The organism is Microbacterium azadirachtae (genome assembly GCF_025583665.1).
In the GTDB taxonomy this organism is placed as follows: domain Bacteria; phylum Actinomycetota; class Actinomycetes; order Actinomycetales; family Microbacteriaceae; genus Microbacterium; species Microbacterium azadirachtae.
Window position 1 is genome coordinate 2,263,748 of sequence record NZ_CP099706.1, and the last position, 11,646, is coordinate 2,275,393.

13 protein-coding genes are annotated in these 11,646 nt (G+C 69.3%); 2 read left to right on the forward strand and 11 right to left on the reverse strand.

All coding sequences use genetic code 11. The features are described 5' to 3' along the window. The 11 genes from atpD to prmC all read right to left on the reverse strand — a co-directional run bounded on the left by atpD (position 1) and on the right by prmC (position 9,949). Positions 1-1,437, reverse strand: a complete 1,437-nt coding sequence (gene atpD / locus NFX31_RS10810) for a F0F1 ATP synthase subunit beta (protein ID WP_045251715.1) — start codon at positions 1,435-1,437, stop codon at positions 1-3. Positions 1,438-1,460: 23 nt separating this feature from the next. Next, positions 1,461-2,360, reverse strand: coding sequence for a F0F1 ATP synthase subunit gamma (locus NFX31_RS10815; RefSeq protein WP_045251714.1), 900 nt, complete (start codon positions 2,358-2,360; stop codon positions 1,461-1,463). Positions 2,361-2,380: 20 nt separating this feature from the next. Continuing rightward, a complete protein-coding gene (gene atpA, locus NFX31_RS10820; RefSeq protein ID WP_045251713.1) occupies positions 2,381-4,024 on the reverse strand; it encodes a F0F1 ATP synthase subunit alpha in 1,644 nt (547 codons plus the stop codon). A gap of 51 nt (positions 4,025-4,075) precedes the next feature. Then, the gene (locus NFX31_RS10825) at positions 4,076-4,864 is read right to left on the reverse strand and encodes a F0F1 ATP synthase subunit delta (protein WP_045251712.1); all 789 of its coding nucleotides are present in this window, start codon (positions 4,862-4,864) and stop codon (positions 4,076-4,078) included. Beyond that, the gene (locus tag NFX31_RS10830; RefSeq protein ID WP_045251711.1) at positions 4,864-5,415 is read right to left on the reverse strand and encodes a F0F1 ATP synthase subunit B; all 552 of its coding nucleotides are present in this window, start codon (positions 5,413-5,415) and stop codon (positions 4,864-4,866) included. Before NFX31_RS10830 ends, NFX31_RS10825 begins: the two co-directional genes overlap by 1 nt. 28 nt (positions 5,416-5,443) lie before the next feature. After that, on the reverse strand, positions 5,444-5,680 hold the full coding sequence (gene atpE / locus NFX31_RS10835) for an ATP synthase F0 subunit C (protein ID WP_045251710.1): 237 nt from the start codon (positions 5,678-5,680) through the stop codon (positions 5,444-5,446). 49 nt (positions 5,681-5,729) lie between these two features. Beyond that, the gene (gene atpB / locus NFX31_RS10840; RefSeq protein ID WP_045251709.1) at positions 5,730-6,515 is read right to left on the reverse strand and encodes a F0F1 ATP synthase subunit A; all 786 of its coding nucleotides are present in this window, start codon (positions 6,513-6,515) and stop codon (positions 5,730-5,732) included. A gap of 121 nt (positions 6,516-6,636) precedes the next feature. Then, the gene (locus tag NFX31_RS10845) at positions 6,637-7,170 is read right to left on the reverse strand and encodes a Cg1360 family ATP-synthase-associated protein (protein ID WP_045251708.1); all 534 of its coding nucleotides are present in this window, start codon (positions 7,168-7,170) and stop codon (positions 6,637-6,639) included. Then, positions 7,167-8,312 (reverse strand): MraY family glycosyltransferase, encoded by a 1,146-nt coding sequence (locus tag NFX31_RS10850; protein ID WP_045251707.1) that lies wholly within the window; start codon positions 8,310-8,312, stop codon positions 7,167-7,169. The genes NFX31_RS10845 and NFX31_RS10850 overlap by 4 nt, the downstream gene beginning before the upstream one ends. A gap of 24 nt (positions 8,313-8,336) precedes the next feature. Continuing rightward, positions 8,337-9,011, reverse strand: a complete 675-nt coding sequence (locus tag NFX31_RS10855) for an L-threonylcarbamoyladenylate synthase (RefSeq protein ID WP_262955696.1) — start codon at positions 9,009-9,011, stop codon at positions 8,337-8,339. A gap of 80 nt (positions 9,012-9,091) precedes the next feature. Continuing rightward, positions 9,092-9,949 carry a peptide chain release factor N(5)-glutamine methyltransferase gene (gene prmC / locus NFX31_RS10860; protein ID WP_262955697.1) on the reverse strand — a complete coding sequence of 286 codons (858 nt, stop codon included), beginning with the start codon at positions 9,947-9,949 and terminating at the stop codon, positions 9,092-9,094. A gap of 140 nt (positions 9,950-10,089) precedes the next feature. Here prmC and cysK point away from each other — a divergent pair, with 140 nt between their 5' ends. Next, a complete protein-coding gene (gene cysK / locus NFX31_RS10865; RefSeq protein ID WP_045251704.1) occupies positions 10,090-11,028 on the forward strand; it encodes a cysteine synthase A in 939 nt (312 codons plus the stop codon). After that, positions 11,028-11,612, forward strand: a complete 585-nt coding sequence (epsC, locus tag NFX31_RS10870) for a serine O-acetyltransferase EpsC (RefSeq protein ID WP_045251703.1) — start codon at positions 11,028-11,030, stop codon at positions 11,610-11,612. Before cysK ends, epsC begins: the two co-directional genes overlap by 1 nt. Positions 11,613-11,646: the final 34 nt, after the last annotated feature.

Consider the following 11,646-nt stretch of genomic DNA (forward strand, 5'->3'; position numbering starts at 1 on the left):
TCAGGCGTTCTCCTTCTGGATCCGCGCCCAGTTCTCCTCGACGTCCGAGATCGGGCCGACGTTGAAGAAGGCCTGCTCGGCGACGTGGTCGAAGTCACCGCGGCAGATCGCGTCGAACGACTCGATCGTGTCCTTGAGCGGAACCGTGGAGCCCTCGACACCGGTGAACTTCTTCGCCATGTAGGTGTTCTGGGAGAGGAACTGCTGGATCCGGCGCGCGCGGGCGACGACGATCTTGTCCTCTTCCGAGAGCTCGTCGACACCGAGGATCGCGATGATCTCCTGCAGCTCCTTGTTCTTCTGGAGGATCTGCTTGACCGTGGTGGCCACGCGGTAGTGGTCCTCGCCCAGGTAGCGGGGGTCCATGATCCGCGAGGTCGAGGTCAGCGGGTCGATCGCCGGGTACAGACCCTTCGAGGCGATCTCACGCGAGAGCTCGGTGGTCGCGTCGAGGTGGGCGAACGTCGTGGCCGGTGCCGGGTCGGTGTAGTCGTCGGCCGGCACGTAGATCGCCTGCAGCGAGGTGATCGAGTGGCCGCGGGTCGAGGTGATGCGCTCCTGGAGCACACCCATCTCGTCGGCGAGGTTCGGCTGGTAGCCCACCGCGGACGGCATGCGGCCGAGCAGCGTGGAGACCTCGGAACCCGCCTGCGTGAAGCGGAAGATGTTGTCGATGAAGAGCAGCACGTCCTGCTTCTGCACATCGCGGAAGTACTCCGCCATGGTCAGGGCAGACAGCGCGACGCGCAGACGCGTCCCCGGCGGCTCGTCCATCTGGCCGAACACGAGCGCGGTCTTGTCGAAGACGCCCGCCTCCTCCATCTCGGCGATGAGGTCGTTGCCCTCACGGGTGCGCTCGCCGACACCGGCGAACACCGACACACCACCGTGGTCCTGCGCGACGCGCTGGATCATCTCCTGGATGAGGACCGTCTTGCCGACGCCCGCGCCGCCGAACAGGCCGATCTTTCCACCCTGCACGTACGGCGTGAGGAGGTCGATCGACTTGATGCCGGTCTCGAACATGGTGGTCTTCGACTCGAGCTGGTCGAAGTTCGGCGCCTTGCGGTGGATCGGCCAGCGCTCGGTGATCTCGATCTGCTCGCCGGGCTCGGCGTTGAGGACCTCGCCGATCACGTTGAAGACCTTGCCCTTGGTGACATCGCCGACGGGAACCGAGATCGGCTCGCCGGTGTCGCGCACCTCCTGGCCGCGGACGATGCCGTCGGTCGGCTTCAGCGCGATGGCGCGGACGAGGTCGTCGCCGAGGTGCTGGGCGACCTCGAGGGTGATCTCGGTCGACTCGTCGCCGATCGTGATCGTCGTCTTCAGCGCGTTGTAGATGTCGGGGATCGCGTCGTGCGGGAACTCGATGTCGACGACCGGGCCGGTGACGCGAGCAACGCGCCCGACGACCGTCGTAGCGGTGGCAGTCATATTTCGTCTCTCTCCTGAGGGTCTTACTTGCTCGACGCCAGGGCGTCGGCGCCGCCGACGATCTCGGCGATCTGCTGCGTGATCTCCGCCTGGCGCGCGTTGTTGCGCAGGCGGGTGTAGTCGGTGATGAGCTTGTCGGCGTTGTCGCTGGCCGACTTCATCGCCTTCTGCGTCGCGGCCTGCTTGGCAGCGGACGACTGCAGGAGTGCGTTGAAGACGCGGCTCTGGATGTACACCGGCAGGATCGCGTCGAGCACCGTCGCCGCATCCGGCTCGAACTCGTACAGCGGGTAGACCGCGGTCGAGGTGTCGTTCGCGTCGGCCTCCGCGATCTCCAGCGGAAGCAGGCGGACCGTCTCCGGCGACTGCGTCATCATGCTGACGAAGCGGTTATAGACGAGGTGGATCTCGTCCACGCCGCCCTGCTCGCCGCCGCGCTCGAACGCCTCCAGCAGGGTGGCCGAGATGGCCTCTGCCGTGTGGAAGGACGGCGTGTCGGTGTCGCCGGTCCACTCGGCCGCGGCCTCGAGGCCGCGGAACTGGAAGTAGCCCACGGCCTTGCGGCCCACCAGGTAGAACACGGGCTCGCGCCCCTCGGAGCGCAGCAGCTCGGCGAGCTCCATGCCCTCACGGAGGATCTGCGAGTTGAAGGCGCCCGCGAGACCGCGATCCGAGGAGAAGATCACGACCGCGGAGCGGCGGATGTTCTCGGGCTCACGGGTGAGCGGGTGGTCGACGTTGGAGTGGGTGGCCACGGCGGAGACGGCCCGGGTCACGGCTCGCGCGAAGGGCGAGGACGCGTTGACGCGCGCCATCGCCTTCTGGATGCGCGAAGCCGCGATGAGTTCCATCGCCTTCGTGATCTTCTTGGTCGTCTGAGCAGAAGAGATCTTCTGCTTGTAGACCCGGAGTTGTGCGCCCATATCGGAAGACTCCCCCGCGCTTACGCGCGGCGACCCTTGACGATCTTCTCCTGGTTCACGTCGTCGACGTCCGCAGCGCTGTGCTCCTCGTGACCGGGAGCGCCGATGCCGTGGCCCTTGCCGCCCTGGAACTCGAGGATGAAGGCGTCGGTGGCCTTCTCCAGCTCGGCGACGGTGTCGTCGTCGAGGACGTTCGTCTCACGCAGGCGGTCCAGGACCGTGGTGTGACGACGCAGGTGGTCGAGCAGCTCGCTCTCGAAGCGCAGCACGTCCTCGACCTCGATGGTGTCGAGCTTGCCGTTGGTGCCGGCCCAGATCGAGACGACCTGGTCCTCCACGGGGTACGGCGAGTACTGCGGCTGCTTGAGCAGCTCGGTGAGGCGCGCACCACGGGCCAGCTGGCGCCGCGACGCCTGGTCGAGGTCGGAGGCGAACATCGCGAACGCCTCGAGCGAGCGGTACTGCGCGAGCTCGAGCTTCAGCGTTCCGGAGACCTTCTTGATCGACTTGACCTGGGCGTCACCGCCGACGCGGGACACCGAGATGCCCACGTCGACCGCGGGACGCTGGTTCGCGTTGAACAGGTCGGACTGCAGGAAGATCTGGCCGTCGGTGATCGAGATCACGTTGGTCGGGATGTACGCCGAGACGTCGTTCGCCTTGGTCTCGATGATGGGCAGACCCGTCATCGACCCGGCGCCGAGCTCGTCGGACAGCTTCGCGCAACGCTCCAGCAGACGGGAGTGCAGGTAGAAGACGTCACCCGGGTAGGCCTCGCGGCCCGGCGGACGGCGCAGCAGCAGCGACACGGCGCGGTAGGCCTCGGCCTGCTTCGACAGGTCGTCGAAGATGATCAGGACGTGCTTGCCGCCGTACATCCAGTGCTGGCCGATGGCCGAGCCGGTGTACGGAGCGAGGTACTTGAAGCCGGCCGGGTCGGACGCGGGCGCCGCGACGATGGTCGTGTACTCCAGGGCGCCGGCCTCTTCCAGCGCACCCTTGACGGAGGCGATGGTCGAGCCCTTCTGGCCGATGGCGACGTAGATGCAGCGGACCTGCTTGTTGACGTCGCCGGACTCCCAGTTGGCCTTCTGGTTGATGATCGTGTCGATCGCGATCGCGGTCTTGCCGGTCTGGCGGTCGCCGATGATGAGCTGGCGCTGGCCGCGGCCGACGGGGATCATGGCGTCGATCGCCTTGATGCCGGTCTGCATCGGCTCGTGGACCGACTTGCGCTGCATGACGCCGGGCGCCTGCAGCTCGAGCGCACGGACGCCCTCCACCGGGGTGATCTCGCCGAGGCCGTCGATCGGGTTGCCGAGCGGGTCCACGACGCGGCCGAGGTAGCCGTCGCCGACCGGCACGGAGAGCACCTCGCCGGTGCGGGTGACCTCCTGGCCGGCCTCGATGCCGGCGAAGTCGCCGAGGACGACCACACCGATCTCGTGCTCGTCCAGGTTCAGCGCGAGACCCTTGGTGCCGTCGGCGAAGGTCACGAGCTCGTTCGCCATGACGCCGGGCAGTCCCTCGACGTGCGCGATGCCGTCCGCGGCGTCGATGACGGTGCCGACCTCGGTCGCCGTGCCGGCCGTCGGCTCGTACGCGGCGACGAAGTCCTTCAGCGCGTCACGGATGACGTCGGGGCTGATCGAAAGTTCTGCCATTGTCTTCCCTTTGTATACAGGTGCGCGGCCGTACCGCGCGAAGTTCGTTTGTCAGCCCGCGAGCTTCTGCCGGAGATCGGCGAGGCGGGCGGCGATGCTGCCGTCGATGACGTCGTCCGCGACCTGCACGCGCAGGCCTCCGACGACGGAGGAGTCGAGCACTTCGTTCAGCGCGACCTGACGGCCGTAGCGGCCGGCCAGCACCGTGCGGAGACGGTCGCGCTGCGATGCGCTGAGCGGGGCCGCCGTGCGCACGGTCGCGACGATCCGGTCACGCTGCTCCGACACGACCCGCATGGCACGGCTCAGCAGGCGGCGCACGCGGCGTCCGCGCGGCTCGCGCACCAGCGAGGTGACGATCAGCGAGGTCGCCGGGTGGACGCTCGGACCGACCAGCTTCTGGACCAGCGCGGCCTTTCCCTCGCCGCCGCCGAGGCGGCTGCCCAGAGCGAGCTCGAGGTCGGCGTTGTCGGCGACCAGGCGCGAGACCGAGAACAGCTCGCCCTCGATGTCGGCATCCGGGGAGGCGATCGCCGCGGCGCGCACCGCGAGCTCCTCCACGCCGTCGACGAGGTCGGCGGCCGAGGACCACCGCTGCGAGACGGCCGTGGTGAGCACGCTCAGCGTGGCTGCGGAAGCACCGGAGAACACCCGCGACACCAGGGCGGCGCGGGCCTCGACCGGGGCGGACGGATCGGCGAGCGCGCCGCTCAGCGCGGTGGACTCACCGATCAGGCGCGTGGCGGAGAAGAGCTCCCCGGCGACGTCGAGGGTGATCCCCTGCGCGGCGGTCAGAGCGTTGCTCGACGCCGTGAGGGCCTGAGCGGTCGCGCTGCCCATTACTTCGCCGCCTCGGAGGCCTCGAGGTCCGCGAGGAAGCGGTCCACGACGGCCGTCGCGCGGGCGTCGTCGGACAGGGTCTCGCCGACCACGCCACCGGCGAGGTCGAGGGCCAGGCCGCCGACCTCGTTGCGCAGCGAGACGAACGCCGTCTGACGCTCGGCCTCGATCTGCGAGTGCGCGGCGGCGGTCAGACGCGCCGCCTCGGCGGCAGCGGTCTCCTTCGCCTCGGCGACGATCTTCTTGCCGTCCTCACGGGCGGTCTCGCGGATCGCGCCGGCCTCGGTACGGGCCTCGGCGAGCTGGCGGGTGTACTCCTCCAGCGCGGCCTCGGCCTGCTTCTGCGCCTCGTCCGCCTTCGCGATGTTGCCCTCGATGGCCGCGGAGCGCTCGTCGAGCATCTTCGTGAAGCGGGGAAGAGCGAACTTCCACACCACGAGGAGGATCACGACGAACCACAGCGCCGACCAGACCAGGTCGTACCACGCGGGCAGGAGCGGGTTGTGCGCCTCACCCTCGGCCGCGAGGTTCGTGACAAGAGCGTTCAGCATCCTGTCTCCTTCGGGATTCGGGTGCGGATTACGGGAAGGGGATGAAGCCGACGGCGATGCCGACGAACGCGAGCGCCTCGGTGAAGGCGATACCGATCCACATCAGAACCTGCAGGCGACCGGCCAGCTCGGGCTGACGGGCGACACCCTCGATCGTCTTGCCGACGACGATGCCCACGCCGATGGCCGGGCCGATGGCGGCGAGACCGTAGCCGATCGCCGCGAGGTTGCCGTTGACTGCTGCGAGAACCGTAGTAGCGTCCACGGATTTTTCCTTTCGTTGTGGGCGGCGCTTTCACCGCCCGCAGGGGTTGTCAGTGCTCTTCTGCGACCGCGAGCTGGATGTAGACCGCGGTGAGGACGGTGAAGACGTAGGCCTGGAGGACCGCCACGAGGATCTCGAAGACCGAGAAGGCGCCGCCGAAGGCGAGGGTTCCCACACCGAGCGCGGCCCAGCCGCCGCCCGCCGTGAAGAAGAAGAACGCGGTGGCCGAGTAGCACAGCACGAGGAGCATGTGCCCGACGACCATGTTCATCAGAAGACGCAGGGTGAGGGTCACCGGGCGGATGATGAACGTCGAGATGAACTCGATCGGCGTCACGATGATGTACACCGGCCACGGCACACCGGCCGGGAACAGGGCGTTCTTGAAGAAGTTCTTCGGGCTCTTCTTGATGCCGGCGTAGATGAAGGTGACGTAGCTGATCACGGCGAGCAGCAGGGGCACGCCGATGATGCTCGTACCGGCGATGTTGAGGCCGGGGATGATGCCCGTGATGTTCATGAACAGCGTCATGAAGAAGATCGTGGTGAGGATCGGCAGGAACCGGTCGCCGTCCTTGCGGCCGAGCAGGTCGTGCGCGATGCCGCCGCGGACGAAGCCGAGGCCCATCTCGACGACGCTCTGGAAGCGACCGGGGACGACCTTCATGCGGCGCGTGCCGATCACGAGGACCAGGACCACGGCGACGACCGAGATGAACTGCACCAGGTGGATCCGGTGGATCGGGACGCCGAAGACGTTGAACAGGATCTCGGGGAAGAACTCGTCCATCGACGGGCCGTGGAAACCGCTGTCGTCGGCCAGTCGAGGAATCATGGTCGCAGCAAGATTAAACAGCGCGGGCTCCAACTTCGGGGCACCGGGGGCTACCGGGGCGTCGGTCGATGTGCTTCACAGCGCAGCGCTCGCGGGACGAGCGGGCTCGGGTTCCAGCCTATCAGACGTGTGAGTTCCCTGAATCCGCGTCATGATCCCGCTCGGAGGCGCTACGCTCCCCTGCCGACGGCGCCACGTCCTCGGGTGCGACGGTGGGAAGAGAGGTGTCGCTGACGTGCGGCAGGCGCATCCGCAGGAACACCACGCCGTCGATCGCGAGGGACACCAGGACACCGGCCAGGAGCGACCAGAAGAACACCACGGGCTCCAGCCACGGCTGTCCGCGCAGCACCAGGATCAGCACCACGAACAGCCCGAGCTTGAGGAACCAGCCGCCCATCACGATCGCGAAGAACAGCTGCACGTAGAGCTCCTGGCCGAACCAGCGGTTCGCGATCAGGATGCTGCCCGCCGTGATCGCCCCGAAGACCACGGCGATGAGCGCGCCGATGAGGCCGCTCCACACTCCGGGAGCACCCTTGAGGGCTCCCCCGACGACCGCCGCGATGACGCCGAGCACGACCGCGGCGATGCCGGAGGCGACCAGGGCCGTGCGCAGGATCGGGGTGCTGGTGACGGGGCTCGCGGAGCTCATTTCGATTCCTTCTGGGGGGCGCGCGGGCGCGACGGGATGAGGGTGACGACGAGGCAGGCCCCCGCGCCGACGACGCCGAAGATCACGCCGGCGGCGTATTCGCCGTACCAGCCCTCTCGCGAGCCGATGTACATCAGCAGCACGGCGAGCGAGATGATCGCGGTCCAGGCGTAGAAGATGAGCACGGCGTCCCGGCCGCGGTGGCCGAGATCGAGCATGCGGTGGTGCAGGTGCTTGCGGTCCGGGGAGAACGGCGACTTGCCGGCGCCCATGCGGCGCAGCACGGCCAGTCCGAAGTCGAGCAGCGGCAGCAGCACGACCACGACGGGCAGCAGGATCGGGATGAACGCGCCGAGCAGCTGGGAGCGGCCGATCTGCGCGTTCGGGAGGGCGGCAGGGTTCAGCTGGCCGGTGATGGCCACGGCGCTCGTGGCCATGAGCAGGCCGATCACGAGCGCCCCGGAGTCGCCCATGAAGAGCTTGGCGGGGCTCCAGTTCATCGGCAGGAAGCCGATGCAGGCGCCGATCAGCACCGCGGCGATGAACGGTGCGAGGCTGAAGTAGCTGGACTGTCCGATGTCCCGCGCGATGATGTAGGAGTACGCGAAGAACACGCCGTTCGCGATGAGGCACACCCCCGCGACGAGGCCGTCCAGGCCGTCGATGAAGTTGACGGCGTTCATCACGATGACGATCGCGAACATCGTGATGACGATGCTGAGCCAGTTGGATCCGATCACCGGCTCCGCGAGCGGCAGCGAAGCGATCTGCAGTCCGCCGACGATCGTGACCAGGCCCGCGGCGATGAACTGCGCGCCGAGCTTGATCATCCAGTCGAGATCCCAGAGGTCGTCGACGACGCCCACGATCGCGATGAGCAGCACGGCGCCGAGCACCGACCACATCGTCTGCGGCTGCGCCCAGATGATGTGGAAGAACGGGCTCGCCGCGCTCGCGGCGAACGCCGCCAGGATCCCCAGCAGCATCGCCACTCCCCCGAGCCGCGGCGTCGGCGTGGTGTGCACGTCGCGCTCGCGGATGCCGGGGTACAGCTTGTACCGCAGGCCGAGCTGCCAGACCGCCCACGAGCAGGCCAGGGTCACGGCGGCCGTGAGGATCACGGTGAACAAGTACTGCTTCACGTCGTCGCTCTCATCCGAGGACCGTCAGGACGGGTCTTCGAGCAGATCCCCGAGCACACCGACGAGCTCTTCGCGCGAGATGGCACCCTCGCGGAGGACCCGGACCTTCGCGTCGTCCCCGCCGGGGCGCACGAGAGAGGTGGCGTCGACGATCGTGGAGGCCACGCCGCCGGTCGCCGGTCCGGCGTCCAGGTAGACCGCCACGCTGTCGCCCAGCATGCCTTGCGCCGCCTCGGCCTCGACCGCGGCGGGCTGTCCGGTGAGGTTCGCGCTCGAGACCGCGAGAGGGCCCGTCTCCTCGAGGAGCGCCAGGGCAACCTTGTGATCGGGCATTCGCACGGCGACCGTGCCGTGGGTGTCGCCGAGGTCCCAGACGAGCGACGGCTGCGACGGCAGCACGATCGTGAGGCCCCCGGGCCAGAACGCGTCGACGAGACGCTGCACGGGCTCGGGCACGGCCTCGACCAGGGCGGCGAGCGTCGCGGTGCTGCCGACGAGCACGGGAGGCGGCTGCTGGCGTCCCCTCCCCTTCGCGTCGAGCAGGCGCTGCACGGCGGCGGGGCTGAACGCATCGGCGCCCACGCCGTAGACGGTGTCGGTGGGGAGCACGACCAGCTCGCCCCGGCCGATCGCCAGGCGGGCCTGGCGCATACCGGTGAGGATCTGATCCGCGTCGCGGCTATCGAAGAGGGAGGACATGGCCGACCCAGTCTACGGGGCGCAGGGCGCGGTCCTGCTGAGCGCCGCCCCGATCCCCGGCGCCGCGGGGCCACGCAGGGTCAGGCGCGGATCGCGGTCGTGGCGCGGTCACGACGGGTGAGGTCCTGATGCGTCGCGGTCGCCCGCCATCCGTCCGCGGCGAGCAGCTCGCGGATGGCCGCACCCTGCACCTCGGCGTGCTCGAGCACGAGCGTGCCGCCCGGGTGCAGCAGCGCCCACGCGCGCCGGCTGATCGCGCGGACGACGTCGAGTCCGTCCGGGCCCCCGTAGAGCGCGAGCGCCGGGTCGAACAGGCGCACCTCGGGGTCGCGCGGGATCGCGTCGTCCGGCACGTACGGAGGGTTGGAGATCACCACGTCGACGGTGCCGTCGAGCTCGCCGAGCACGTCGCGCAGATCGCCCAGCACGAGCGCGAGGTTCTGCTGCCCCTCGGTGTTGCGCCGCGCCCAGGCGTGCGCCTCCGGCGAGAGCTCGACCGCGTGCACCCGGGCATGGGGCACCTCGGTCGCCATCGCGAGGGCGATCGCGCCGGATCCGGTGCAGAGGTCGACGCCGACGGGCTCGGATGAGGGGGAAGCCAGCAGGGCGTCGATCGCGAACTGGGCCACGATCTCCGTCTCCGGCCGCGGGACGAAGACGCCGGGGCCGACCGCGAGCTCGAGGTGGCGGAAAGGCGCCGTCCCGGTGAGGTGCTGCAGCGGCTCCCGGGCCGCCCGCCGGGCCACCAGCTCCTCGAACGTCGCCGCCTGCGCGTCATCGAGCACGTCGCCGCGGATCGTGGCGGCCTGCACGGCGCCGCGCCCCTGACCCAGCACATGGCCCGCCAGCAGCTCGGCGTCCACCGCGGGGTCGGGGACTCCGGCCTCGCCGAGGGCGGACGCGGCGCGGCGAAGGGCATCGGAGAGGGACTCGGGCATAGAGGTACAGCGTAATGCGGCCGTCACATTCACCGTGCGCACACGACCCCGTCCTAGGCTGTGCACGAGCGTGTCCTCGTCGACTCCGGTGGCGGGACCCGTCGCTCCACCGACGCAGTGCGCCCATCGAAAGGTCCGTCATGGCAGGCATCCACTCCGACATCACCAGCACGTTCGGCAACACCCCGCTGGTCCGCCTGAACCACGTCACCGATGGCCTCGGCGCCACGGTGCTCGTCAAGCTCGAATCGTTCAACCCGGCCTCGAGCGTGAAGGACCGCATCGGGATCGCCATCGTCGACGCCGCAGAGGCCTCCGGCGAGCTGAAGCCCGGCGGCACGATCGTCGAGGCCACGAGCGGCAACACCGGCATCGCGCTGGCGATGGTCGGCGCGGCCCGCGGCTACCGCGTGATCCTGACCATGCCCGCGTCCATGTCGAAGGAGCGCCGCGTCCTGCTCAAGGCGTTCGGCGCCGAGCTGGTGCTGACCGACCCGACGCTGGGCATGAAGGGCGCGATCGAGAAGCTGCAGGAGATCATCGCGGAGACCCCGGGCGCGGTCTGGGCCCGTCAGTTCGAGAACGCCGCGAACCCGCAGATCCACCGCGAGACCACCGCGCAGGAGATCCTGCGCGACACCGACGGCGACGTCGACGTGTTCGTCGCCGGCATCGGCACCGGCGGCACCATCACCGGTACCGGTCAGGCGCTCAAGGCGGCCAACCCCGCGCTCACGGTGATCGCCGTCGAGCCGACCGACTCCCCGCTGCTCAGCGAGGGTCACCCCGGACCGGCCAAGATCCAGGGCATCGGCCCGAACTTCGTCCCGCCGATCCTCGACCGCGACGTGATCGACGAGATCATCACGGCCGGCTTCGAGGAGTCGCTCACCACCGCCCGCGACCTGGCCGCGAAGGAGGGGCTGCTGGTCGGCATCTCCGCCGGCGCCGCCGTCGCCCAGGCGCTGAAGGTCGCCGCGCGTCCCGAGAACGCCGGCAAGACGATCGTCGTGATCGCCCCCGACACCGGCGAGCGCTACCTGTCCACCGCGCTGTTCGAGGACCTGCGCGAAGACTGATGCCGAACTCCGGCATGTCGTGGGCCGGGCGGATCCGCGAGGACATCGCATCCGCCCGGCTTCGCGACCCCGCCGCACGCGGCGGACTCGAGATCGCCCTGCTCTACCCCGGACTGCACGCCATCTGGGCGCACCGGCTGAACCATGCGCTGTGGACGCGCGGGCTGCGGTTCCCGGCGCGGATGGGCTCGCAGATCGCGCGCTGGCTGACCGGCGTCGAGATCCATCCCGGGGCGCAGATCGGGCGACGGTTCTTCATCGACCACGGCATGGGAGTCGTGATCGGCGAGACCGCCGAGGTCGGCGACGACGTCATGCTCTACCACGGGGTCACGCTCGGCGGACGCACCCGCGACGCGGGCAAGCGCCACCCCACGCTCGAGGACGGCGTGGTGGTCGGCGCCGGCGCCAAGATCCTGGGACCGGTCGTGATCGGAGCCCGCTCGGCGATCGGCGCCAACGCGGTCGTGACGAAGGACGCCCCGCCCGACTCGGTGCTCACCGGCGTCCCCGCACGAGCGCGCCCCCGTGTCGAGGGCGAGAGCACGGCCCGGATCCTCTCCGTGCCCGACTACTCGATCTGACCGCCCGCCGCCTCCGTCTATTTGCGCCGATCCG

Excerpts from the sequence above, each read along its gene's own strand:
- atpA (WP_045251713.1), bottom strand. The coding sequence starts at position 4,024 with ATGGCAGAACTTTCGATCAGCCCCGACGTCATCCGTGACGCGCTGAAG.
- NFX31_RS10830 (WP_045251711.1), bottom strand. The coding sequence starts at position 5,415 with ATGCTGAACGCTCTTGTCACGAACCTCGCGGCCGAGGGTGAGGCGCAC.
- NFX31_RS10855 (WP_262955696.1), bottom strand. The coding sequence starts at position 9,011 with ATGTCCTCCCTCTTCGATAGCCGCGACGCGGATCAGATCCTCACCGGT.
- NFX31_RS10845 (WP_045251708.1), bottom strand. The coding sequence starts at position 7,170 with ATGAGCTCCGCGAGCCCCGTCACCAGCACCCCGATCCTGCGCACGGCC.
- NFX31_RS10825 (WP_045251712.1), bottom strand. The coding sequence starts at position 4,864 with ATGGGCAGCGCGACCGCTCAGGCCCTCACGGCGTCGAGCAACGCTCTG.
- atpB (WP_045251709.1), bottom strand. The coding sequence starts at position 6,515 with ATGATTCCTCGACTGGCCGACGACAGCGGTTTCCACGGCCCGTCGATG.
- atpD (WP_045251715.1), bottom strand. The coding sequence starts at position 1,437 with ATGACTGCCACCGCTACGACGGTCGTCGGGCGCGTTGCTCGCGTCACC.
- cysK (WP_045251704.1), top strand. The coding sequence starts at position 10,090 with ATGGCAGGCATCCACTCCGACATCACCAGCACGTTCGGCAACACCCCG.
- epsC (WP_045251703.1), top strand. The coding sequence starts at position 11,028 with ATGCCGAACTCCGGCATGTCGTGGGCCGGGCGGATCCGCGAGGACATC.
- NFX31_RS10815 (WP_045251714.1), bottom strand. The coding sequence starts at position 2,360 with ATGGGCGCACAACTCCGGGTCTACAAGCAGAAGATCTCTTCTGCTCAG.
- prmC (WP_262955697.1), bottom strand. The coding sequence starts at position 9,949 with ATGCCCGAGTCCCTCTCCGATGCCCTTCGCCGCGCCGCGTCCGCCCTC.